Annotated in this window: 19 protein-coding genes; 10 read left to right on the forward strand and 9 right to left on the reverse strand. The window is 71.0% G+C overall.

What is annotated here, in order from left to right:
• From DB32_RS18250 to DB32_RS18260, 3 genes are all read right to left on the reverse strand, one after another.
• Positions 1-1,359 carry a YXWGXW repeat-containing protein gene (locus DB32_RS18250; RefSeq protein ID WP_053233741.1) on the reverse strand — a complete coding sequence of 453 codons (1,359 nt, stop codon included), beginning with the start codon at positions 1,357-1,359 and terminating at the stop codon, positions 1-3.
• Positions 1,360-1,448: 89 nt separating this feature from the next.
• Positions 1,449-2,372 (reverse strand): ParB/RepB/Spo0J family partition protein, encoded by a 924-nt coding sequence (locus tag DB32_RS18255; protein WP_053233742.1) that lies wholly within the window; start codon positions 2,370-2,372, stop codon positions 1,449-1,451.
• Complete coding sequence (locus tag DB32_RS18260) at positions 2,369-3,139, reverse strand: ParA family protein (protein ID WP_053233743.1); 771 nt, start codon at positions 3,137-3,139, stop codon at positions 2,369-2,371. Before DB32_RS18260 ends, DB32_RS18255 begins: the two co-directional genes overlap by 4 nt.
• Before the next feature lie 179 nt (positions 3,140-3,318).
• Between DB32_RS18260 and DB32_RS18265 the strand changes: the two genes are divergently transcribed.
• The gene (locus DB32_RS18265) at positions 3,319-3,483 is read left to right on the forward strand and encodes a hypothetical protein (protein WP_157069150.1); all 165 of its coding nucleotides are present in this window, start codon (positions 3,319-3,321) and stop codon (positions 3,481-3,483) included.
• A gap of 237 nt (positions 3,484-3,720) precedes the next feature.
• Here DB32_RS18265 and DB32_RS18270 read toward each other — a convergent pair whose 3' ends face one another.
• On the reverse strand, positions 3,721-5,310 hold the full coding sequence (locus DB32_RS18270) for a serine/threonine-protein kinase (RefSeq protein WP_157069151.1): 1,590 nt from the start codon (positions 5,308-5,310) through the stop codon (positions 3,721-3,723).
• A gap of 133 nt (positions 5,311-5,443) precedes the next feature.
• On the opposite strand from DB32_RS18270, the gene map reads away from it, so the two are divergent.
• Positions 5,444-6,298: a type I methionyl aminopeptidase gene (map, locus tag DB32_RS18275; protein WP_083458522.1), complete on the forward strand. Its 855-nt coding sequence runs from the start codon at positions 5,444-5,446 to the stop codon at positions 6,296-6,298.
• A gap of 6 nt (positions 6,299-6,304) precedes the next feature.
• On the opposite strand, the gene DB32_RS18280 is transcribed toward map, so the two are convergent.
• From DB32_RS18280 to DB32_RS18295, 4 genes are all read right to left on the reverse strand, one after another.
• Positions 6,305-7,219, reverse strand: coding sequence for a GGDEF domain-containing protein (locus tag DB32_RS18280; RefSeq protein ID WP_053233746.1), 915 nt, complete (start codon positions 7,217-7,219; stop codon positions 6,305-6,307).
• Between the two features lie 18 nt (positions 7,220-7,237).
• Positions 7,238-7,594, reverse strand: a complete 357-nt coding sequence (locus DB32_RS48330; RefSeq protein WP_169791477.1) for a Rieske (2Fe-2S) protein — start codon at positions 7,592-7,594, stop codon at positions 7,238-7,240.
• A gap of 2 nt (positions 7,595-7,596) precedes the next feature.
• The gene (locus DB32_RS18290; protein WP_053233748.1) at positions 7,597-8,304 is read right to left on the reverse strand and encodes a metallophosphoesterase; all 708 of its coding nucleotides are present in this window, start codon (positions 8,302-8,304) and stop codon (positions 7,597-7,599) included.
• A 143-nt stretch (positions 8,305-8,447) separates the two neighbouring features.
• Positions 8,448-9,086: a hypothetical protein gene (locus DB32_RS18295; RefSeq protein WP_157069152.1), complete on the reverse strand. Its 639-nt coding sequence runs from the start codon at positions 9,084-9,086 to the stop codon at positions 8,448-8,450.
• A 188-nt stretch (positions 9,087-9,274) separates the two neighbouring features.
• Here DB32_RS18295 and bcp point away from each other — a divergent pair, with 188 nt between their 5' ends.
• Both bcp and DB32_RS18305 read left to right on the forward strand, forming a co-directional pair.
• Positions 9,275-9,811 (forward strand): thioredoxin-dependent thiol peroxidase, encoded by a 537-nt coding sequence (gene bcp / locus DB32_RS18300; protein ID WP_083457466.1) that lies wholly within the window; start codon positions 9,275-9,277, stop codon positions 9,809-9,811.
• Between the two features lie 329 nt (positions 9,812-10,140).
• The gene (locus DB32_RS18305; protein ID WP_169791478.1) at positions 10,141-11,070 is read left to right on the forward strand and encodes a hypothetical protein; all 930 of its coding nucleotides are present in this window, start codon (positions 10,141-10,143) and stop codon (positions 11,068-11,070) included.
• Positions 11,071-11,135: 65 nt separating this feature from the next.
• Here DB32_RS18305 and DB32_RS18310 read toward each other — a convergent pair whose 3' ends face one another.
• Positions 11,136-11,711 (reverse strand): hypothetical protein, encoded by a 576-nt coding sequence (locus DB32_RS18310; protein WP_157069154.1) that lies wholly within the window; start codon positions 11,709-11,711, stop codon positions 11,136-11,138.
• Positions 11,712-11,949: 238 nt separating this feature from the next.
• Here DB32_RS18310 and DB32_RS18315 point away from each other — a divergent pair, with 238 nt between their 5' ends.
• The 6 genes from DB32_RS18315 (at position 11,950) to DB32_RS18340 (ending at position 22,067) form a co-directional block, all read left to right on the forward strand.
• Positions 11,950-13,848 carry a segregation and condensation protein A gene (locus DB32_RS18315; RefSeq protein WP_053233752.1) on the forward strand — a complete coding sequence of 633 codons (1,899 nt, stop codon included), beginning with the start codon at positions 11,950-11,952 and terminating at the stop codon, positions 13,846-13,848.
• 41 nt (positions 13,849-13,889) lie between these two features.
• A complete protein-coding gene (gene scpB / locus DB32_RS18320) occupies positions 13,890-15,365 on the forward strand; it encodes an SMC-Scp complex subunit ScpB (RefSeq protein ID WP_169791479.1) in 1,476 nt (491 codons plus the stop codon).
• 50 nt (positions 15,366-15,415) lie between these two features.
• Positions 15,416-16,345, forward strand: a complete 930-nt coding sequence (locus tag DB32_RS18325) for a glycine--tRNA ligase subunit alpha (RefSeq protein ID WP_053233754.1) — start codon at positions 15,416-15,418, stop codon at positions 16,343-16,345.
• 16 nt (positions 16,346-16,361) lie between these two features.
• Positions 16,362-18,428, forward strand: coding sequence for a glycine--tRNA ligase subunit beta (gene glyS, locus DB32_RS18330; RefSeq protein ID WP_053233755.1), 2,067 nt, complete (start codon positions 16,362-16,364; stop codon positions 18,426-18,428).
• Position 18,429: 1 nt separating this feature from the next.
• Positions 18,430-20,091: a PEP/pyruvate-binding domain-containing protein gene (locus tag DB32_RS18335; protein WP_053233756.1), complete on the forward strand. Its 1,662-nt coding sequence runs from the start codon at positions 18,430-18,432 to the stop codon at positions 20,089-20,091.
• Between the two features lie 275 nt (positions 20,092-20,366).
• A complete protein-coding gene (locus tag DB32_RS18340) occupies positions 20,367-22,067 on the forward strand; it encodes a serine/threonine-protein kinase (protein ID WP_053233757.1) in 1,701 nt (566 codons plus the stop codon).
• The last annotated feature ends 23 nt before the right edge of the window (positions 22,068-22,090 follow it).

Below are 22,090 nucleotides of genomic sequence, written 5' to 3' on the forward strand. Positions count from 1 at the left end.
TCAGCGGATGTCGATCCAGCCGCCGGGCACGTAGATGCGCACGCCGCTGCGCTCGCGGACGGTCGGTGCGATGGGACGCGCGCCCGCGCTCGGCGGGAGCTGCCACGCACCGGGCACCCAGACCCACGCGCGACCTTCGAGGCGCCACGCGCCCGCGACCCACACCACGCCGGGCACACGCGGCGGCACGGGGATGACCTCGGCGCGCGGCGGAGGAGGCGGCGGGATCGCGACGTCGATCTCGCGCGTCGCGGTCGGCTCCGGCGGCGGAGGCGGCGGCATCGGAGGCGGCGGCGGCTCGGGCGCGCGCACCACCACCTCGGGCGCGGGCTGCGGCGGCGCGGGGCGCAACACGAACGTGCCGGGCACCCAGACGTAGTCGAGCAGCGTCTGATCGAAGCGCCAGAACCCGGGCACCCAGTCGACGTCCGCCGACGGCGTGGGCGGCTGCAGCTCGACGAGCGGCGGCGGGGGCGGCTGGCCGGGGTGCTGGACGCGCCGCGCGACGCAGCGCGCTTCCTCGGGCTCGCGCTGGCAGCGCGCGACCTCGCGCTCTTCTTCGGCGCGCACGGTCGCGTGGTGCTCCGCGACCCGCACGCGCTCGCTCTCGACGCGCGCCGCGAAGCGCGCGGCGTACTCCTCGGGCGAGCCGTCGGGCACGAGATCCTGATCGCGGAACCGGAAGACGATGCCGTCGAGATCGCCCGGCGCTGAGAGCCAGATGCGCACCACGATCTCGGCGGCCGCGTCGCGCGGCGTGTCGTCGTACTGGTACGTGTGGATCCCGTCGGCGTAGCGCGTCGGGACGCCGCGCGTGAAGTACGCGTATCCCTGGCTCAGCGCGACCACGTACCCGTCGGGCTCGCCGGCGTGAGGGACGAGCTCGGGCATCGCGGAGAGCGCGAGCTCGGGCGCCGCGGGATCGCCGGGCCGCGTGACCGCGTCGGACGCGCGGAGGATCTCGCCGCCCGATGCGCTCGACGCGCTCGGCGCCGCGATGGTCGTGGTCACGTCACCGCGGCACCTCGCGTGCGCCTCGGGGCCGACGTCGTCCCACGAGCCGCTGAGCTCGCTGCGGATCGAGTCGCCGTCGCGACGCACGATCGAGTAGTGCAGCGGGATTCGCCGCGGGCCGTACGCCTCGATCGTCAGCCGCCGCGCCCACGTGATCTCGCGCGCGGGGAAGCGCACCTCGAAGGGTCCGGTCGCGCAGCGCGCAGGCGCGACGAAGCGGAGGTCCTGCACCGACTCCCAGTGATCGCCGTCCGGTGTGGCGGCCGTCGGTCGCACGCTCTCGCCACCGCCGCCGCACGCGGTGGTGACGATCGCGAGCGCCAGGACGAGCAGTCGCTCTCGCATGGGACCTCGACGGCGCGCGCTCGCGCGCGATTCAGCGATCAGAGGTGACCAGGAGCCGTCGTGCAGGGCGAGGCGTCTCCCGGGGACGCTCAGAGCAGCTTCGCGAGCAACCGATCGAGCTCGTCGTAGCTCGAGTAGTTGATCTCGATGTGCCCCTTGCCCTTGCGGTCGGAGAGCGTGACGCGCGCGCCGAGGCTCTTGCTCAGGCGGTTCTCGAGGTCGCGCACGTTCGCGCTGCTCGTCTTGGCCGTCTCTTCGCCTTCCTTCGCGGGCTCGCTCGCGCGCGCGGCCGCGCGCACCTGACGCTCGGTCTCGCGGACGCTCCAGCCCTTCTCGACGGCGAGCTTCGCGAGCTTCGACATCTGCGCCGCGCTCGGCGCGCCGAGCAGCGCGCGCCCGTGGCCTTCACTGAGCTCGCCGTTCTCGAGCCGCTCGAGCACGTTCTGCGGGAGCTTCAGGAGGCGCAGCGAGTTCGCGATCGTCGTGCGGTCCTTGCCGACCTTCTGGGCGATCGTCTCCTGCGTGTGCCCGTGCTCGTCGATCAGGCGCTGCAGCGCGCGCGCGGTCTCGACCGCGTTGAGATCCTCGCGCTGCAGGTTCTCGACGATCGCCGCCTCGAACGCGGTCTGCGTCGAGAGCTCGCGCACGACGATCGGCACCTCGCGCAGCCCCGCGCGCTGCGCCGCGCGCCAGCGACGCTCGCCCGCGATGATCTCGAACCCGCCCGCGGGCTCGCCCGCGACCTGCGGCCGCTTGCGCACGAGGATCGGCTCGAGCACGCCGAGCTCGCGGATCGACTGCGCGAGCTCGTCGAGCTTCGCCTCGTCGAAGCGCGTGCGCGGCTGCGCGCGGTTCGGGTGTACGTCCTCGATCGCCGCGCTCACCGGGTCACGCGGCGCGGGCGGCGCGGCCTTGGTGGTGCCGGGCGACGACGACGTCGCGGTCGCAGGGCCGAGCAGGCCGTCGAGACCGCGGCCGAGCCGCTTGCCCTGCTTCGGATCCGCCGGGCTCATGCCGCCTCGGACGATGCGCCGAGCAGCTCGCGCGCGAGGCTCAGATAGCCGTGCGAGCCGCGCGATCCGGCGTCGTAGAGGATGACGGGCTTGCCGTGCGACGGCGCCTCCGCGAGCCGCACGTTGCGCGGGATCACCGTCTCGAACACGCGGAAGTGCTTGCGCACCTCGTCGGCGACCTCGCGCGCGAGGTTCGAGCGCGGGTCGTACATCGTGAGGAGCACGCCGTTCACGTGGAGGCGCTCGTTGAGCACGCTCTTCACGCGCTCGATCGTGCCGCTCAGGCGCGAGAGCCCTTCGAGCGCGTAGTACTCGCACTGCATCGGCACGAGCACCGCGTCCGCCGCGACGAGCGCGTTGAGCGTGAGCAGGCCGAGCGAAGGCGGGCAGTCGACGAGGATGAAGTCGAAGTCGTCGCGCACCGTCGCGAGCGCCTCGCGAAGGCGCGTCACGCGATCCTCGACATCGGCGAGCTCGGTCTCGATCGCAGCGAGATCCGGCGTGGTCGGCGCGACCTTGAGCGTCGGGAGCTCGGCGGTCTCGAGCAGCACGTCGCGCAGCGCGGCCTCGCCGATCAGCACCTCGTACGTGCCGCGCTCGATCGACGACGGCGCGTGACCGAGGCCGCTCGTCGCGTTGGCCTGCGCGTCCATGTCGACGAGCAGCACGCGCTGCTCGGCGACGGCGAGGCTCGCGGCGAGGTTGACGGCGGTGGTCGTCTTACCGACGCCGCCTTTCTGGTTCGCGATCGCGAGCACCTCGGCCATAGGGGCGACCGGTTTATCAGGGCGTGAGATCCGCTTCAACCGCTTCGCGTTGCACCTTTTTTTGTCCTCGCGATCGTCAGTGGTAGACAAGCGCACATGTAGGACAACGTGGTCGCGCAGCGCAGATGACAGCGCTGGAGTCGCGACCGCTGCGCCGCCGAGCAGGGGAGTCGATCACGATGCGTGGACCGAAGCGTTACCACTCGATCGAGGAGTTCGAGCGCGAAGAGATCCGGACCGACATCAAGCTCGGCTGGTCGCTCGACGATCTCTACGCCGACGCGAACCTCGAGCGCCGCGTCGAAGAAGCCGAGAAGGATCCAGCCGAGCTCGACTTCGACTGAGCATCGATCGCGAGCGCGTCCCATCTGCCTCCGGGACGTGCTCGCTCCGCTCGGTACGCGTCGCCCCGCGCGCCGAGCCGGGCCTCGGAGGTCGCCCCCTCCGAGGCCCACCGTTCTCATGCGCGAGCGCGTCCCATCTGCCTCCGGGACACGCTCGTACCGCTCGATGCGCGTTCGCCCCGCGTGTCGAGCCGGGCCTCGAAGGTCGCCCCCTTCGAGGCCCATTTTCTTTTCCGTCTACTGATATGCCATCGCGCTGAGGAGGCCCTGACAGCCGCGCGCTTGCGGCGATCCCGCGAAGCGCTGATCGAGCGCGGCGCATGCGCGCTCGAGCTCCGCGCGATCGCGCGCTTGGAACGAGCAGCTCGCGCGATCCCAGAGCACCTCGCGCGTCGGCGGTGCGCCGCGCAGCGCGCGCACGCAGCCCGCCCAGTCGCCGCTCGAGATGAACGGGCGCGCGGCGACGCGCTCTGCCGCGCCCGGCGCGCTCGTGTCGAGCCCGGGCGGAACGGGGTTGCCGCTCGATGCAGGCTCGTCGTGGGTGGGCTCGGGCGCTGCGCGGCGCGTGCTGCGAGCGCGGGTGCGGGTCGTCGTCGCGACCTCGATCGGCGCGCCGGCATCGGGCTCGTCGGCGGTCGCGATCACGCCCGCGTCGTGGTCTGCGATCGTGCCGGCATCGATCACCGGGGCCGGAGCGGGCGCGCTCGCGAGCGGCTCGCTCGCCCGTGTCTCGCTCGCGCGCATCGACGTCGCGATCAGGGCGACCGCGATCGTCGCTCCCGTGCCGATCACGCCGAGGGTCACGAGCGCAGCGAGCGCGACCCACCACGCGCGCGAGGTCGGCGCACTGCTCGGCTCGCGCCCGGTGCCCGTCGTCGCGAACGCGTTGCCCATCGGCGTGATGCCCTGGGGCGTCGCGCGCGTGGCAGGCGTCGCGGCGAGAGTCGGCGGCACCAGCACGTGCGCGCCGCTGCCGACCGCGTGGAGCGCGCGGCGGAAGCTCGTCGCATCGGGGAAGCGCTCGCTCGGGCTCTTCGCGAGCGCTCGCTGGAGCAGCGACTCGAGCGCGTCGCCCACGACGACGCCACGCGCGCGCAGCGAGGGCGTGGGGTGCGTGAGGATCTGCACGAACAGCGACGCCATCGTCGCGCCCTCGAAAGGCGGGCGACCGCTCAGCATCTCGTGGAGGATGACGCCGAGCGACCAGAGATCGGTGCGGGCGTCGAGCGCGGCGCCCTGCGCCTGCTCGGGCGACATGTAGTGGGGCGTTCCCATCACGACGCCGGTCGACGTGATGGCGCCCACGGGATCCTCGGCGAGGCTCTTCGCGAGCCCGAAATCGAGCAGCACCGCGCGCTCGCCCACGCCGGCAACGCGCGCGAGGAACACGTTCGCGGGCTTCAGATCGCGATGGACGAGCCCGATCCCGTGCGCGGCCTCGAGCCCCGACGCGATCTGATCCGCGATCGAGAGCGCGACGTCGTGCGCCAGCGGACCGCGCCGCAGGCGCGCCGCGAGATCCTCGCCCTCGAGCCGATCCATCACGAGGAACGCGATGCCCTCGGGCGTCTGATCGAAGTCGTGGATCGCGACGATGTGCGCGTGTCCGAGCGCGGCGAGCGCGTGCGCCTCGCGACGGAAGCGATCGAGCGCGCTGGTGCGCGCCGCGAGCTCCGGGAGCAAGACCTTGACCGCGTAGGCCTTGCCGGTGCGGACGTGACGCGCGGCGTACACCGCGCCCATCCCGCCCGCACCGAGGCGCGCCTCGACGCGGTACGTCCCCGAGAGCACGCGCCCCACGATCGGATCGCCGGCGCCCACGCTCACGGGACGAGCCTTCCACGAGCGCGCGTGCGTGCACAAGCACGAGAGAAGCGCGCGCCCCACTGGTCACGCGAGAACCGTTGCGCTAGATGCAATCGCTGCGGAGGCAGAAGAAGACGTGGGATCGGTCGAGCTGATGACGCCCTCGATGCTGGAGCGGATGCGCGCGTCGTGTCAGCTCGCGTCGGACTGTCTGTTGATGGTCGGCGAGAAGCTGCGCGCGGGCATGACGACCGACGAGGTCAACACGCTCGTGCACGAGTTCATCGTCTCGCACGACGCCATCCCGTCGCCGCTCAACTACAAGCCCGGGGGCGCGCCGCGTCCGTTCCCGAAGAGCGTGTGCACGAGCGTCAACGAGGTCGTCTGCCACGGCATCCCGGGCAAGCGTCGCCTCGAGAACGGCGACATCGTGAACGTCGACGTCACGACGTACTTCCGCGGGTTCCACGGCGACACCAGCGCGACCTTCTACATCGGCGAGCCGAGCGCGGAAGCGAAGCTCGTGACGGAGACCGCGCGCCACTGCCTCGAGCTCGGCATCGCGCAGGTGAAGGACGGCGCGCGCATCGGCGACATCGGCGCGGCGATCCAGGAGTACGCGGAGGGCCGCGGCTGCTCGGTGGTGCGCGAGTACGTCGGGCACGGCGTCGGCCGCGAGTTCCACATGCCGCCGCAGGTGCCGCACTACGGAAAGCGCGGCGCGGGGCAGCGGATTCGCGCGGGGATGGTCTTCACCATCGAGCCGATGATCAACGTCGGGCACTTCGAGACCGAGATGCTCGACGACCAGTGGACGGTCGTGACGCGCGATCGCTCGCTGTCCGCGCAGTTCGAGCACACGGTGCTGGTCACGCGCACCGGCTGCGAGGTCCTCACGCATCGGCGCGGCGTGCTGCGCTCGAGCGAGGACAAGCCGTGGACATCGGTGGGCCCGCTCTCGACGCGCGCTGCGTTCGAGGCGCGCCATCCGTCGCCCGCGGGCACCTGAAGCGCGTCAGCGGCTGACGCGGTTCTTCCCGGACTGCTTCGCGCGGTACATCGCCTCGTCGGCGTGCTGGAAGAGCCGCTGCGTGTCGGCTGCCTCGTCGGGGAACACGGCGAGCCCGATGCTGACGCCGACGCGCAGCTCGACGTCGTCCTTCGGATAGGCCTCGTCGGCGATCACGCTGCGCAGCTGCTCCGCGAGCGCGCGCGCGCCCTCGGTGTCGAGCCGGGGCGCCGCGACGAGGTACTCGTCGCCGCCGAACCGGCACGCGATCGCGCCGACCTGACCGGCGAGCGCGCGCGCGATCCGCCGTCCTGCTTCGCCGATCACGTGCGCCCCGAAGAGGTGCCCGTGGGTGTCGTTGATGCGCTTGATGCCGTCGAGATCCATCACGAGCAGCGCGACGCGCTCGCTCGCCTGACGCCCCGCGGTGATCATCTGCGCGAGCTCGCGATCGAAGCGGCGCCGCACGAAGAGCCCCGAGAGATCGTCGATGCTGATCAGGCGCTGCAGCATCTCGTCGTAGGCCTGGTCGTCCTCGTCCTGCACCTCGAAGCGCAGCACCGTCGTCCCGACCTGGATCTTCGTCGCAGGACGCAGCACCGCCTCGCGACAAGGCAGGTCGTCGACGCGCATTCCGTTCGTGCTGCCGAGGTCGACCACGGCCCACGCATCGCCGCGATCCTCGATGCGCGCGTGCATGTACGAGACGCTGGTGTCGGCGAGGGAGAGCCCCGCGTCGGGCGCGCGGCCGATCGTCAGCGTGCGATCGAGGCGGCGCGACGTGCCGAGGTCGGGCCCCGCGATGACGACGAGCACCGGCGCCAGTCGCGTCTTGATCGCGCGCGCGACCTCCGCGCGAAAATCGGTCGGATCTTCGAGACGAACGGTCCCGCCCGGGCCCGACGCGGCACGACTGCTCATGCGGGGACGAATCGTAGCTCAACCGAGCGCCCAGATCGTCCCGCTCTCGTCGACCTCGATCTCCACGCGATCGAGCGAGCGCCCGCGGCACGGGCCCTCGATGCAGTAACCGTCCGCGCGTCGGAAGAGCGCGCCGTGCGTGCCGCACATCAGGTGTCGCCCCTCGTCGTCGAAGAACCGACGCGAGCCCCCGTCGATCGGGATGGGCAGGTGCTTGCAGCGGTTCACGTACGCGCGCAGCGCGCCGGAGTCGTCGAGCACCACGATCACCTCGCGCGGGGTGCCGTCGTGATCGTTCGAGATGCGCGCGGTGAGCGCGCGCTCGGGGGCCAGGCTCGATCGAGGTCCGACGCGGACGCGCAGAGGATCGCTCACGCTCACTTCTTCTTGGGCTTCTGGCTCTCGCTCGCGTGGCGCGCCGCGATCGCCTTGCCCGGCTCCGCGTACACGCGCTTCGCCTTCACCGACACGAGCTCGCGCGCGGGCAGCACGCACGCGGTGAGACGACCGCCGTACACGCAGCCGGTGTCGAGGCCCGTCGCGAACGGATGCTGCTGCAGGCCCGTGACGGCGTCGTGTCCGAAGTACACGTGCGGCGGCCCGACCCAGAGCCGCGCCCACGGCGTGCCTTCCTCGAGTCGCTTGCTCGCGGTGCCGTCCTCGCGGATCGCGCGCATCGTGAGCATGTCCTCGGGCTTCTGCCGCGCGAGGGAGACGCCCGGGACGAGCCCGGCGTGCACCACCAGCGCGCGATGATCCGGCAGCGCGATGGTGTAGGGCAGGGCCTCGAGCCACGCCCAGTCCGCCTCGTCGAGCTTGCGCGCGGTCTTCTTCAGCGCGTCGTTCACGTCGGCGCTCGGGTCGCGCCGGAGGCGGAGCAGGCTCGCGTCGTGGTTGCCCAGCACCGACTGCGCGCCCACCTCGCGGAGAAGCCGCACCACGCCAAGGGACTCCGGTCCCTTCGCGACGAGGTCACCGACCATCACCAGCCGATCGTCGCGCGTCAGGCCGAGCTGCGCGAGCAGTCGTTCGAGCTCGTCGAGGCAGCCGTGGACGTCGCCGACGATGACGGTGCGTGCGGACATCGATCGCCGCGAGCTTGGGCCCGCGCGCCGCAACTGCAAACCCGAAACGTGCTCCCGCGAGACGCGAAGAGGCGACGATCCGGAGATCGTCGCCTCTTCGTCTGCGATCGTTCTCTGCGATCGCGCCGACTATCGAGCGCGGCTCACTGGAGCAGCGCGCCGCACTGCGCGCGCGCCGACTCGAGCAGCCCGGGGAAGTACGGGAAGCTGCGCGCGTCGAAGCTCGGCGCGAAGCCCGCCGCCGCCATGAAGCAGAGGTCGGTGGTGCCGCAGCGACCGGCGCTCGCCGCCGTGTTCGCGCACGACACGAACATGTTCCAGCGGCCCTCGCACGCGCCGCCGGCGTCGAGCGCCGCGGTGATGCACGCGTTCTGATCCGCCGCGCTCGCGCACTCCTCCTGGAGGCAGCAGCCGATCTCGCCGAACTCGTTGTCGCAGATGCCCGTCGCCGAGCAGGTCGCGATGAGCTCGCTGCTGATGCAGCCCGCACAGTCGTCGCCGGCCGGATCGCCGTCGATGCAGGCCTCGTACGCCGCCTGCGTCATCGCGTTCTCGATGCAGGTCGCGGTCGCCGCCGCGCAGACGTTGCCGGTGGGCGCGCGGCCCGTGCCGGGCGGGCAGGTGTCGGGCGTGCCCGAGTCGGTGCGGCCCGCGTCGCTGCCACCGCCGCCGCCCGCGTCCGTGCCGCCGCCGTCGGGGAATGTGATCATCGGCGAGTCGTCGTCGCCGCACGCGACCAGGCCCACCAGCGCGACGCACACGATCGCAAGTCGAAGTGCCATCCGATCCATCCGAACATCCTCCTCAGCGGGGCTCCGCCCCCGAATCACGGCCAGCTGCTCGCCGCCCCGAACGAGCGGGCGCAATACGACAGTGCCGAAACCTGGTCAACGGGCGGGGCCGTGCGCCCCCGGCGTTCGTGAGCTTGCTCATTCGCACGCGAGCCGAGCGCGCCACTAGACTCGCGCGCATGGCCACGGCGAAGAAGACACCCGCGAAGAAAGCCCCTGCGAAGAAGGCGACGAGCGCCGCAGCGAACGTCGACGCGAAGCTGCGCGAAGGCGTGCTCGCGCCCGACTTCACGCTTCCCTCGAGCGACGGCGACGACGTCTCGCTCTCCGCGCTGCGCGGCAAGAACGTCGTCGTCTACTTCTATCCGAAGGACGACACCCCGGGCTGCACGCTCGAGGCGCACCAGTTCCGCGATGCGCGCGACGAGCTCCGCAAGCGCAACGCGATCGTGCTCGGCGTCAGCAAGGACAGCATCGAGTCGCACTGCCGCTTCCGCGACAAGCACTCGCTCGACTTCCCGCTGCTCAGCGATCGCGAAGGACGCGTGATCGAGGCCTACGGCGCGTGGGGCGAGAAGAACATGTACGGCAAGAAGTCGATGGGGATCATCCGCAGCACGGTCGTGATCGCCCCGGACGGCACGGTGAAGAAGGTGTTCCCGAAGGTGAAGGTCGACGGGCACGTCGACGCCGTCCTCGCCGCGATCGACGCCTGATCGGACGCGCGCTGGCCGGTCCGGACACGCATCTCCGTGCGACGGCTCATCGTGCAGTGAGATCGCTCAAGAACACCTCCGAGGGCGTCTTTCCGCCGCTGTGCGCGATTGCGTACGCTGCCCGAGCTCGCGTGAGCCTCGCAGCCGTGGAGATGTACGAGATGAACGTCGCTTGGATGCAACGGACTGGCTTTCTCGCAGGCTTCTTCGCGCTCGCCGCGGGGATCGCCGGCTGTTCGAACGGTGGGGGGGATCCACAGTGCGATCCCGCGTGCCCGACGTTCTACATGTGCTGTAGCGCGAGCGATGGAATCGCTTGTCGCGACATCGTGAACGACCCGAACAACTGCGGCGGATGCGGCGTGCAGTGTCCGTCGGGCATCTGCCGTGAGGCGGCGTGCGTGCCCGGCGTGCAGGGCGACGGCGGCCTGCCGAGCGACGGCGGCTCCGGCGGTGATTGCCGTCCGGCGTGCGGCTCGACCGAGCGCTGCTGCGGGACGACCTGCGTGTCGCGCGTGGGCTACGCGCTCGGCGGCGACGGGCGCAGCGATCCGTCGTTCGACTCGTGCAACGGCTGCGGCATCGCGTGTGACGAGGAGCGCGCGAGCGCGTGCTCGATCCCGGGTGGCGCCGCGATGGGTGCGCCGCGCTGCATGTGCGGTGCGATCCAGGATCAGTGCCGCGAGGGCGAGCTCTGTGTCAGCCAGGCGGGTAGCTTCACGTGCGTCAGCACGTCGAACGATCCGCGCAACTGCGGCGCGCCGGGCAATGCCTGCGCGATGAACGAGTCGTGCATCGGCGGCGCGTGCCAGTGCGCGTCGGCGGGCGTGGCGTGCACCGGCGGCACTGCGTGCTGCTCGACGGGCTGCGTCGACACGATGACGGACGCGGCGAACTGCGGCAGCTGCGGCAACGTGTGCGGCGCGGGCGAGACCTGCGTCGCCGGGCAGTGCCTCTGCGGCGGCACCGAGGCGTGCGACCGCCCGACGTCGGGCACGTTCGGCGCGTCCTGCGGTGAGATCTGCTGCGACGGCGCGTGCGTGACCGTGGACGAGGCGAACTGCGGCGGGTGCGGCACCACGTGCACGGGCGAAGAGGACATCTGCGGCGTGCCGCTCGCCATCATCCCGGGCACGCCCGCCGAGCCGCCGAGCTGCGGCCCCGAGCTGGGCGGCGGATTCCCGCCGACGTTCCGCACCGCGTGCGGCGGGGGTGGTGGCTTCCCCGGTCTCGGTGACGGCGGGCTTCCGTTCCCCTGACGCCGATCACGAGTGACCGATCACGAGCCCGCGAGGAGAGCGCTCCTCGCGGGCTCGTTCGTTTCTCAGTGCGCGAGCGCGACGAACGCGACGTCGTCGTCCCCGAGCCGCATCACCACGAACAGCATCGGACCGACCTCGGTCTCGACCGCGACGACGCTCGGCGCGCGCACGATCACGAGACCACCGCGGTGCGCGATCACCAGGCCGCGCGCCTCGTCGCCCATCCGCATGCGCAGCGCGAGCCCGTGCGCGACGCGATCCTCGGGGAGCTCGCCGTCGTGCGTCCACAGCACGAGCGCGCCGTCGTCGCGGTCGCGCACACGCGCGTCCACGGTGCAGCGACCCGCGTGGAGGCGCTCTTCGAGCTCGAGCGAGACGTCGTGGCCTGCGAGCGCGCGCAGCTCGAGCGCCGCGGGCAGCAGGTGTCGCACGCGCGCCGGGAACCCCGCGTGCTCCACGGTGAAGCCTTGCGGCCCCACGTCGCCGACGCGTCCCGCGAGGCGCGTCTGGAGCGCGATTGCGCCGTCCGCGGAGCGGCGCGTGCGCGACGCCCCCGGAGGTGCGTGCTCGACGCCCACGTACGCGACCGTCGAGTCGACCGCGTCGCGAGCGAAGGAACCGCGGTCGAAGGGGAGCACGAGACGCTCCCGGGCGCGCTCCACAGGGGTCATGCCCGAGGAATCAGCATTCGTCATGCCACGAGGGACCCTCGCGCAAACGGCGCGTGTCACCCCGATGACCGGGACGCGCGTGTCATGGCGGCTGCAGTGGGTGGAGGGGCGAACACGCGCACCCACGTGCGCCCTTTGACTCCGGGGAACGGGAAGGGTACACGGACCCGCTCGTCGTCGCGCGATCGCGTGCACGAGCCCCGCGATGTCGTCGTCCTCGTCGTCCACGCCCGAGCCGCTGGATCCGAACTTCCAGCTCAAGCTGCCGAGCTTCGAGGGGCCGCTCGATCTGCTTCTGCACCTCTGCCAGAAGCACGAGCTCGACATCGTGAACCTGCCGGTCGCGTTCGTGACCGAGCGCTACCTCGAGTACATCCGCGTGATGGAGAGGCTCGACCTCGACATCGCGAGCGAGTACCTCGTGATGGCGGCGACCCTCGCGCACATCAAGAGCAAGTCGCTGCTGCCGCCGGATCCCGCGGCCGAAGCGGAAGAGAGCGCGGACGAAGAAGAGATCGACCCGCGCCAGGAGCTCATCCGGCGGCTGCTCGAGTACCAGAAGTACAAGGCGGCTGCGGAGGACCTCGGCGCGCGCGGCGTGCAGGGCCGCGACGTGTTCTTGCGCGGGATGGAGGCGCCGGAGGCGACGGGGCCGGCGGCGCTCGCGGGCGTCGGGCTGTTCAAGCTGCTCGACGCGTTCCAGGCGGTGCTGAAGCGCGCGAAGCAGGACCTCGCGTTCCAGATCACCGCCGAGGGCGTGAGCATCCAGGACCGCATGTCGCAGCTCGCGGAGCGACTGCGGACGAAGCGGCGCTGCACGTTCGACGAGCTCTTCGACGACGTGAAGTCGATGTACGACGTCGTCGTGACGTTCCTCGCGATCCTCGAGATGGCGAAGCGACGTCTGGCGCGCGTGTATCAGAGCGAGCCGATTGCGCCGATTCACCTCGAGTATCGCGTGCTCGACGCGGACGGGAACGAGGAGAGCGCGAGCGCCGAGGAGACGAGCGCGTCGGATCCCGGGAGCGAGCGCGCGCCGGATGCCGACGAGGCTGTCGCGAGTGTCGCGGCGGCCGAGTCGGTGATCGAGAACGTTGCGGAGGCGGTCGAAGAACCCTCGGCAGTCGACGAAGCCTCGGCAGTCGAAGAAGCCTCGGCAGTCGAAGAAGCCTCGGCAGTCGACGAAGCCTCGGCAGTCGAAGAAGCCTCGGCAGTCGAAGAGGCCTCGGCGGTCGAAGAGGCCTCGGCGGTCGAAGAGGCCTCGGCGGTCGAAGAGGCCTCGGCGGTCGAAGAGGCCTCGGCGGTCGAAGAGGCCTCGGCGGTCGAAGAGGCCTCGGCGGTCGAAGAGGCCTCGGCGGTCGAACGCGCCTCGGCAGTCGACGAAGCCTCGGCGGTCGAAGAAGCCTCGGCAGTCGAAGAAGCCTCGGCAGTCGAACGCGCCTCGGCAGTCGACGAAGCCTCGGCAGTCGACGAAGCCTCGGCAGTCGAACGCGCCTCGGCAGTCGAACGCGCCTCGGCAGTCGAAGAAGCCTCGGCAGTCGAAGAAGCCTCGGCAGTCGAACGCGCCTCGGCAGTCGAACGCGCCTCGGCCGTCGAAGAAGCCTCGGCCGTCGAAGAAGCCTCGGCCGTCGAAGAAGCCTCGGCCGTCGAAGAAGCCTCGGCCGTCGAAGAAGCCTCGGCCGTCGAAGAAGCCTCGGCGGTCGAAGAAGCCTCGGCCGTCGAAGAAGCCTCGGCCGTCGAAGAAGCCTCGGCAGTCGAAGAAGCCTCGGCACTCGAAGAAGCCTCGGCCGTCGAAGAAGCCTCGGCGGTCGAAGAAGCCTCGGCGGTCGAAGAAGCCTCGGCGGTCGAAGAAGCCTCGGCGGTCGAAGAAGCCTCGGCGGTCGAAGAAGCCTCGGCCTTCGAAGAAGCCTCGGCAGTCGAGAGCCCGACGGACCTCTCGATCGGCGAGACCGGCTCGGATGCGGTGAGCGCGTCCGATGACCACACCGCGCACGCGCTCGAGCCCGAGCTCGACGCGCCCGACGACGAGCTCGCGCTCCTTGATTCCGACCGCGACGTTGCGCACGATCCGCGCCCCGCCGAGCCCGAGACCCCCGAATCATGAGCCGCCCGCGCAAGCGAAAGCCCCGCTCCGGGCAAGACGACGTGAGCACCGACGAGGGCGTCGACACGAGCGCTGCCGAAGAGACCCCGCTCTCGCCGGACGACCAGGACGTCGTGAACGCGGTCGACGAGGTCGCGGACGCGATCGTCGCGCGCGTGCTCGCGGAGGCGAGCGCAGTCGAAGACTCCGAGGGCGACGAGCTCGTGCCGGACGCGGACGCGTCGAGCCCCGACGCCGAGCCGCTCGAGACCACTTCGGACGAGGAGAGCGCGCCGGCGAGCCACGTCGAGACCGACGCGCCGACGGACACCGACGCGGATCTCGCGCCGGTCGACCCCGCGCTCGCGCGCGCGCTGGGCCTCGACGAAGCGAGCGGCGACGAGAGCGCCACGCTCCCCGGCGAAGACACCGAGGATCGACCGGGCCTCGAGAAGGCCCCGCCGCTCTCGGTGGGCGCGGATCACCTGAAGGGCGTGATCGAGAGTCTGCTCTTCGTGAGCGACAAGCCGCTTGCTGCGAACCGCATCGCGAAGATCGCGGGCTCGACGACGAAGGAAGTGCAGCGTCTGCTCGATCTGCTCATCGAGGACTATCGCGGTCGCGGCATCGAGCTGATCGAGGTCGCGGGTGGGTTCCAGTTCCGCTCCGCCGCCGCGAATGCGCCGTTCGTGCGCGAGCTCGTCGCGCGCAAGCCGGTCCGCCTCACGCGCGCACAGGTCGAGACGCTCGCGATGATCGCGTATCGGCAGCCGATCACGCGTCCCGAGGTCGACGAGATCCGCGGTGTCGACTCCGGCTCTGCGATGAAGGTCCTGCTCGAGAAGAACCTCGTGAAGATCATCGGACGCAAGGACGAGCCCGGACGGCCGCTGCTCTACGGCACGACGCCGTATTTCCTCGAGTTCTTCGGGCTCGCGTCGCTCTCGGATCTCCCGACGCTGAAGGAGTACTCGGAGCTCAACGAGGAGAGCCGCGCGCTCTTCCAGCGCCGCACGGGCGAGGCGATCGAGGGCATCGCCGACATCGCGGTGGAGAAGCGCGAGTACTCGGACGAAGAGCTCGAAGAGGCCGCGAAGGAGCTCGACGGAGAGGTCGCGGAGCGAGCGCGCGCGGAGCAGCTGGAGCTCGGGACCGACCGCGCCGCCGAGGACGAGCCCGCGGCGGAGCGCGAGGAAGAGCTCGCGTCGCGCGCGGACGCCGAGTCGGACGACGAAGAAGACGACGACTCGGACGAAGACGACGACTCGGACGAAGACGACGACTCGGACGAAGACGACGACTCGGACGAAGACGACGACTCGGACGAAGACGACGACTCGGACGAAGACGACGACTCGGACGAAGACGACGACGACGACTCGGACGAAGACGACGACTCGGACGAAGACGACGATTCGGACGAAGACGACGATTCGGACGAAGACGACGATTCGGACGACGACGACGATTCGGACGACGACGACGATTCGGACGACGACGACTCGGACGACGACGACGACGACGACGACGACGACTGATCGCTCGTCAGCCTCTGCTCGGCATTTCTCTTCTGCACTCCACGGACACCATGAAGACCTTCCAGGAGCTGATCCTCGCACTCCAGCGGTTCTGGGCGGACCGCGGCTGCCTCATCGTGCAGCCCTACAACTCCGAGGTCGGCGCCGGTACGTTCAATCCCGCGACCTTCCTGCGCGCGATCGGCCCCGAGCCGTGGAACGTCGCGTACGTCGAGCCCTCGCGCCGTCCGACCGATGGTCGCTACGGCGAGAACCCGAATCGACTGCAGCAGTTCCACCAGTTCCAGGTGATCCTCAAGCCGTCGCCGCTCGACATCCAGGAGCTCTACGTCGAGTCGCTCCGCGCGATCGGCACCGACCCGAGCAAGCACGACATCCGCTTCATCGAGGACGACTGGGAGTCTCCGACGCTCGGCGCGTGGGGCCTCGGATGGCAGGTCTGGCTCGACGGCCTCGAGATCTCGCAGTTCACGTACTTCCAGCAGGTCGGCGGCATCGACTGCAAGCCGATCAGCGGTGAGCTCACCTACGGGCTCGAGCGCATCGCGATGTACCTGCAGGACAAGGACGACATCTACTCGGTCGAGTGGGGCGGCGGCATCAAGTACGGAGAGATCGCCAAGCGCCAAGAGTGGGAGTGGTCCACCTACAACTTCGAGCGCGCCGACGTGCCGCTGCACTTCGAGCTCTTCGATCGCTTCGAGGACCAGTGCCACCAGCTCCTCGGCCTCGCGAAGAAGAAGGAGAAGGGCAATCAGCTCGTCTTCGAGATCGAGGACCCGCTGCAGCGACTCGTGCTCCCCGCCTACGACTGCGTCGTGAAGTGCAGCCACTACTTCAACGTGCTCGACGCGCGCGGCGCGATCAGCGTGACCGAGCGACAGCGCTACATCGGTCGCGTGCGACACATCGCGCGCGCAGTGTGCGAGTCGTATTACGCGCAGCGCGAGAAGCTCGGCTTCCCGCTGATCGCCAAGTGATCGGAGCAGACGAGTCATGACTGCGCATCTCCTGCTCGAGATCGGCACCGAAGAGCTCCCCGCCTCGTTCGTCGCGAAGGCGCTGAAGGAGCTACCGGGCATCCTCACGCAGCTGCTCGATCACGCGCGCATCGGGCACGGCTCCGCGTCGTCGTACGGCACGCCGCGACGGCTCGCGGTGCTGGTGAACGACGTCGCGGATCGTCAGACCGACCTCGAAGAAGAAGTGCTCGGCCCGCCGAAGGCCGCGGCCTTCGAGGCGGACGGTCGACCGAAGAAGGCGGCCGAGGGCTTCGCGAAGAAGAACGGCATCGCGGTCGATCAGATCCGCGTCGTCACGACCGACAAGGGCGAGTACGCGGCGGTCACGCGTCGCGAGACCGGCCGTGCCGCGAGCGAGGTGCTGCCCGCGATCCTCGCCGATGCGATCGCGAAGATCCCGTTCCCGAAGTCGATGCGCTGGGGGCAGGGCGACGTCGCGTTCGGACGCCCGGTGCACTGGCTCGTCGCGCTGCACGGCAAGCACGCGATCGCGACGCAGTTCGCGGGCATCGCGTCGGGCACGCGCACCCGCGGCCATCGCTTCCTCGCCGCGCGCGAGATCGAGATCCCCGAGGCCGGCGCGTACCTCGCGATCCTGCGTGATGCGCACGTGCTCGCCGACGAGCGCGAGCGTCGTCGCGTGATGATCGAGCGCCTCGAAGCGAAGGCGCGCGAGATCGGCGGCGATCTCGTGCCCGACGAGTTCCTCGTCGAGGAGAACGCATCGCTCGTCGAGGAGCCGCACGTCATCGCGGGCTCGTTCGAAGAGGCGTATCTCTCGCTGCCCGACGAGGTGATCGTCGCGGTGATGCGCGGTCACCAGCGCTACTTCGCGGTGAAGGCGAAGGGCGCGGATCGTTTGATGCCGCGCTACCTCGCGGTCGTGAACACCGCGCTCGATCCCGCGACCGTCACGAACGGCAACGATCGCGCGCTGCGCCCGCGGCTCGCGGACGCTCGCTTCTTCGTCGAGACCGATCGCCAGACGCCGCTCGCGGCTCGCGTCCCGAAGCTCGACGGCATCGTGTTCCAGGCGAAGCTCGGGAGCGTGGGCGAGAAGACGGTGCGCGTCGGCGAGCTCGCCGCCCGTCTGTCGAACGACGGTCGCGCGGTGAAGGCCGCACCGCTCGCGAAGGCGGATCTCGTCACGCTGATCGTCGGCGAGTTCCCGGAGCTGCAGGGCCTGATGGGCCGCTGGTACGCGCAGCAGCAGGGCGTCGAGCCCGACGTCGCCGACGCGATCCGCGATCACTACCTGCCGAAGTCCGCGAGCGATGCGGTGCCCTCCGCGCCGCTCTCCGCGGCGCTCTCGATCGCGGATCGCGCGGACACGCTCGTCGGCTGCTTCGGCATCGGCATCGTGCCCACCGGCGGCGCCGATCCGTTCGCGCTGCGTCGTGCCGCGCTCGCGATCGCGCGCACCGCGCTCGAGGGCCCGATCGACGTCGATCTGCGCGACGTGCTCGCCGCGGCGTGGAGGGCGTACGACGCGCAGGGCAAGAAGCTGAGCGCGAAGGACGAGGTGCTCGCGAAGCTCGACGAGTTCTTCCGCACGCGCCTGCGCGGTCTGCTCTCGGAGCAGCAGGGCCACCCGGTCGATCTCGTCGACGCGTGCCTCGGCGCGTGGGAAGGGCGCTCGATCCGCGACCTCGCCGCGCGCGTCCGCGCGCTCGCCGAGCTGCGCAAGATGCCCGCGTACGAGTCGCTCGCGGTCGCGTTCAAGCGCGCTTACAACATCGCGAAGGACGCGCCGAGCGGCGATCCCGATCCCGCGCTCTTCGATCACGAGGCGGAGCGCGCGCTCGCCGCGCGCTTCTCGGAGATTCGATCGCGCGTCGAGAGCGCGACGCAGTCGGGCGACTACGTCGCGGCGCTCACGCTCGTCGCGAAGGAGCTGCGCGAGCCGATCGATCGCTTCTTCGACCAGGTGTTCGTGATGGTCGACGACACGAAGGTGCGCGACAACCGACTGCGCCTGCTCGGCGCGATCGCGCGCACGATGACGCGCATCGCGCACTTCCATCTGCTCGGCGGGGCGTGACGTGCAGTTCCTCGTCGTGCCCGGCGCTGGTGCTCCGGCCGACGTCGCGCGCGTCGGCGCGAAGGCCGCGGGGCTGATCGACGCGTCGAACGAAGGGCTGCCCGTGCCGCCCTTCTTCGTGCTCTCGATCGATCTCTTCCGCGCCTGGCGCGCGACCGGCGCGCTCCCGGCCGAGCTCGACGCGGAGCTCGATGCGGGCCTGGAGCACCTCGCGCGCGCGACCGGGAAGCGCCTCGGAGACGCGAGCGCGCCGCTGATCGTCAGCGTGCGATCGGGCGCGCCGGTCTCGATGCCCGGCATGCTGGACACGCTGCTCGACGTGGGCGCGACGAGCGCGAGCGTCGACGGCCTCGCGGCGCAGCTCGGCGATCGGGCGGTCGCGCTCGACGTGCGCCGTCGCTTCCTCGAGTCGTGGGGCGCGGTCGTCGGTCGCCTCTCGCGCACGCGCTTCGATCCGCGCGCCGGCGTTCGTGTCGCGGCACGCGCGACCACGCCTCCGCCGCCGATCACGCCTGCCGATCTCGAGGCGAAGATCGCGCGCCACGAGCAGACGCTGCGCGAGGCCGGCGTGCTCCCGCCCGACGACGCGCGCGCGCAGCTGCGCATGGCGATCGAGGCGATCCTCGCGTCGTGGGATCGCGATCGCGCGCGCGACTTCCGCGCGACGCAGCGCATCGACGACGCGCTCGGCACGGCGGTCGTCGTGCAAGCGATGGTGTTCGGCAACGCGAGCGGCGCGTCGGGCAGCGGCGTCGCGTTCACGCGGCACCCGGTCACCGGCGAGAAGCACCTCTTCGGCGAGTACCTGCCGCGCGTGCAGGGCGACGAGGTCGTCGGCGGTCGCGCGTCGCCGGCGGGGCTCTCGGCCGCAGCGTCGGGACGTCGCGCCGCGGAGAGCCTCGAGCGGCAGAGCCCGACGGCGTTCGCCGACCTCGAGCGCATCGCGATGGCGCTCGAGGCGCGCTACGGCGACGCACAGGATCTCGAGATCACGGTCGAGCACGGCACGCTGTGGCTGCTGCAGGTGCGCACCGCGAAGCGCTCGCCGCGCGCCGCGATCCGTGTCGCGGTCGATCTCGTTCGCGAGGGGCGCATCGATCGCGAGACCGCGCTCGCGCGTCTCGATCCGCGCGCGATCGACGCGCTCGTGTCGCGCGCGCTGCCGCCCGACGATCAGCTGCCCGAGCCTCCGCTGACGATCGGCGTGCCCGCGAGCCCGGGCGCGGTCTCCGGACGTGCCGTCTACGATCCCACCGCCGCGGTCGAGCTCGCGGCGCGGGGCGAAGCTGCGATCTTGATCCGTCCCGAGTGCAGCCCCGAGGACGCGCCCGGGATCCGCGCCGCGGCGGGCGTCCTCACGTCGTCGGGTGGGCTCACCTCGCACGCGGCGGTGATCGCGCGCGCGCTCGGCCGCCCGTGCATCGTCTCGGCGAGCGAGGTGCGTGTCGACGTCGATCACGCGTACGCCGAGGTGCGCCGGCCTGCGGGCGTGGTGGTGCCGGTGCCCGAGACGATCACCCTCGACGGCGCGACGGGCCGCGTGTTCGCGGGCGCGCTCCCCCTCGCGACGACGTTCGCGCTGCCCGAAGCGCGTGAGGTGCTCGAGTGGGCGCGCGACCTCGCCACGCCGGGCTGGGAAGACGCGATCGCCCGCCTGCTGTAACGGCCCAAAGCTCGCGGCCATCCAGAGGTCGGATGCGCGGCGCCATTCGGCCGTTCCGGCGTCGCTGCAATCAGGAACCCACGCTTGACGCACCAAGCACCGTCTGGAACGCTCGTCTCGGCCGTTCGAGTCGCGTGCGCGTCGCGTGAATCGAGAATGGGGCTCGGCCGTACATCCGTCGTGTCGAGTCCCGCGTAGAGATCTCGCGCGTCGCACGCGTACATCGTTCGGGGCGCGCTTCTCCTTCGAACGCTTCATCGACACCGGGTGGCGGAATGAGCACCAACGGCAACGAGGCCAAGGCACAGCACCTCCATCTCGTCGAGGACCGCCCGCCGTCGATCCCGCCGCCCGATCCGCTCATCGGCCGCACGCTCGACGGGCGCTATCGCATCGAGGCGGTGCTGGGCGAGGGCGGCATGGGCCTCGTCTATCGCGCGCGCCACGCGATGCTGAACAAGCCGCTCGCGATCAAGGTGCTCAAGCCCGAGGTCTCGCGCGACACCGAGGTGCTCACGCGCTTCCAGCAGGAAGCCCAGAGCGCGAGCGCGATCGGCAACCAGCACATCATCGACATCAGCGATTTCGGCACGCTCCCCGACAACTCCACCTACTTCGTGATGGAGTTCCTCGACGGCGTGTCGCTGACGAAGGCGATCGAGTCGCCGCAGGACAAGGGCGGCGCGCCGATGGCGCCCGAGCGCGTGGTGCACATCGCGAAGCAGCTCTGCGACGCGCTCGGTGCCGCGCACGAGCGCAGCATCGTCCACCGCGACATGAAGCCGGACAACGTCTACCTCATCAAGCGAGGTGGCGACGTCGACTTCGTGAAGGTGCTCGACTTCGGCATCGCGAAGGTGGGCGGCGCGTCGAGCAAGCTGACGAAGGCGGGCCAGGTCTTCGGAACGCCGCACTACATGTCGCCCGAGCAGTGCGCGGGCAGCAACGTCGATCACCGGACCGACGTCTACGCGCTCGGCGTGATCCTCTACGAGATGGCGTGCGGCCGCGTGCCGTTCGACGCCGACAACCTCATGGGGATCCTGACCAAGCACATGTACGAGCAGCCGATCGCGCCGCACGAGCTGCCGCCGCCGGTGCAGGTCCCGCCGGGGCTCGAGGCGGTGATCCTCAAGTGCCTCTCGAAGTCGGCGGACGCTCGCTACCAGTCGATGGCGGAGGTGCGCGAGGACCTCGTCGCGCTCGAGCAGGGCCTCACACCGCGCGCGGTGGTCGAGGGCGTCGATCGCGCGTCGGGCGCGAACATGCCGCGTCGCGACGGGACGATGCCGCGCATGGACGGCACCGGTCGCATGCCGGTGCAGTCGATGATGCGCATGGGCGTCGGCGACGTCGCGCCCGAGCCGCCGAAGAGCAAGCTCCCGATGATCGTCGGCATCGCCACGGTGCTCATGCTGCTGGTCGGCGGTGGCACGGCTGCCTTCGTGATGTCGCAGCGGCCCGCGGTCGCGGAGACGACGACGCCGGTCGTGAGCACGCCGCCGCCGACCCCGCCGACGCCGCCCGTCACGCCGCCGCCGACGCCCGAGGAGACCGGCGCGGGCAGCATCGCCGCGGCGGAGGGCACGTCGACCGACGTCGAGGGGACGGCGCGTGAAGCCGCGCCCGCGGTCTCGCCGACGATCCACCTCGTGAGCGATCCCGAGGGCGTCGAGGTCTGGCGCGGTGACGAGCTGCTCGGCAACACGCCGTTCGATCTGCCGCGTCCCGCGGCGGGTGAGACGCTCGAGGTGTCGCTGCGCAAGCCGGGCTTCCAGAGCCAGGACGTGCGCCTCTCGTCGCTCACGGCCCCGCAGGTCCGCATCGCGCTCGTCGCGGAGCGTCGCCGCAGCGGCGGTGGGGGTCGCCGGCAGGCGGAGGCATCGTCGGCGGGCACTGCTCCGCAGCAGCACACGACGCAGCCCGCGCAGCACCACGGCGTGGGTCAGAGCGAGGTTCTGGACCCCTGGCGCTGAGTCGGTGTTCGCAGTAGGGTCCG

This window comes from Sandaracinus amylolyticus (genome assembly GCF_000737325.1).
Classification (GTDB): Bacteria; Myxococcota_A; Polyangia; order Polyangiales; family Sandaracinaceae; genus Sandaracinus; species Sandaracinus amylolyticus.

Bases quoted from the DNA above. Each gene is read 5' to 3' on its own strand.
- map (WP_083458522.1), top strand. From the start codon at position 5,444: ATGACGCCCTCGATGCTGGAGCGGATGCGCGCGTCGTGTCAGCTCGCG.
- DB32_RS18290 (WP_053233748.1), bottom strand. From the start codon at position 8,304: ATGTCCGCACGCACCGTCATCGTCGGCGACGTCCACGGCTGCCTCGAC.
- DB32_RS18265 (WP_157069150.1), top strand. From the start codon at position 3,319: ATGCGTGGACCGAAGCGTTACCACTCGATCGAGGAGTTCGAGCGCGAA.
- DB32_RS18260 (WP_053233743.1), bottom strand. From the start codon at position 3,139: ATGGCCGAGGTGCTCGCGATCGCGAACCAGAAAGGCGGCGTCGGTAAG.
- DB32_RS18250 (WP_053233741.1), bottom strand. From the start codon at position 1,359: ATGCGAGAGCGACTGCTCGTCCTGGCGCTCGCGATCGTCACCACCGCG.
- bcp (WP_083457466.1), top strand. From the start codon at position 9,275: ATGGCCACGGCGAAGAAGACACCCGCGAAGAAAGCCCCTGCGAAGAAG.
- DB32_RS18315 (WP_053233752.1), top strand. From the start codon at position 11,950: ATGTCGTCGTCCTCGTCGTCCACGCCCGAGCCGCTGGATCCGAACTTC.
- glyS (WP_053233755.1), top strand. From the start codon at position 16,362: ATGACTGCGCATCTCCTGCTCGAGATCGGCACCGAAGAGCTCCCCGCC.
- DB32_RS18325 (WP_053233754.1), top strand. From the start codon at position 15,416: ATGAAGACCTTCCAGGAGCTGATCCTCGCACTCCAGCGGTTCTGGGCG.
- DB32_RS18295 (WP_157069152.1), bottom strand. From the start codon at position 9,086: ATGGCACTTCGACTTGCGATCGTGTGCGTCGCGCTGGTGGGCCTGGTC.
- DB32_RS18280 (WP_053233746.1), bottom strand. From the start codon at position 7,219: ATGAGCAGTCGTGCCGCGTCGGGCCCGGGCGGGACCGTTCGTCTCGAA.
- DB32_RS18340 (WP_053233757.1), top strand. From the start codon at position 20,367: ATGAGCACCAACGGCAACGAGGCCAAGGCACAGCACCTCCATCTCGTC.
- DB32_RS18255 (WP_053233742.1), bottom strand. From the start codon at position 2,372: ATGAGCCCGGCGGATCCGAAGCAGGGCAAGCGGCTCGGCCGCGGTCTC.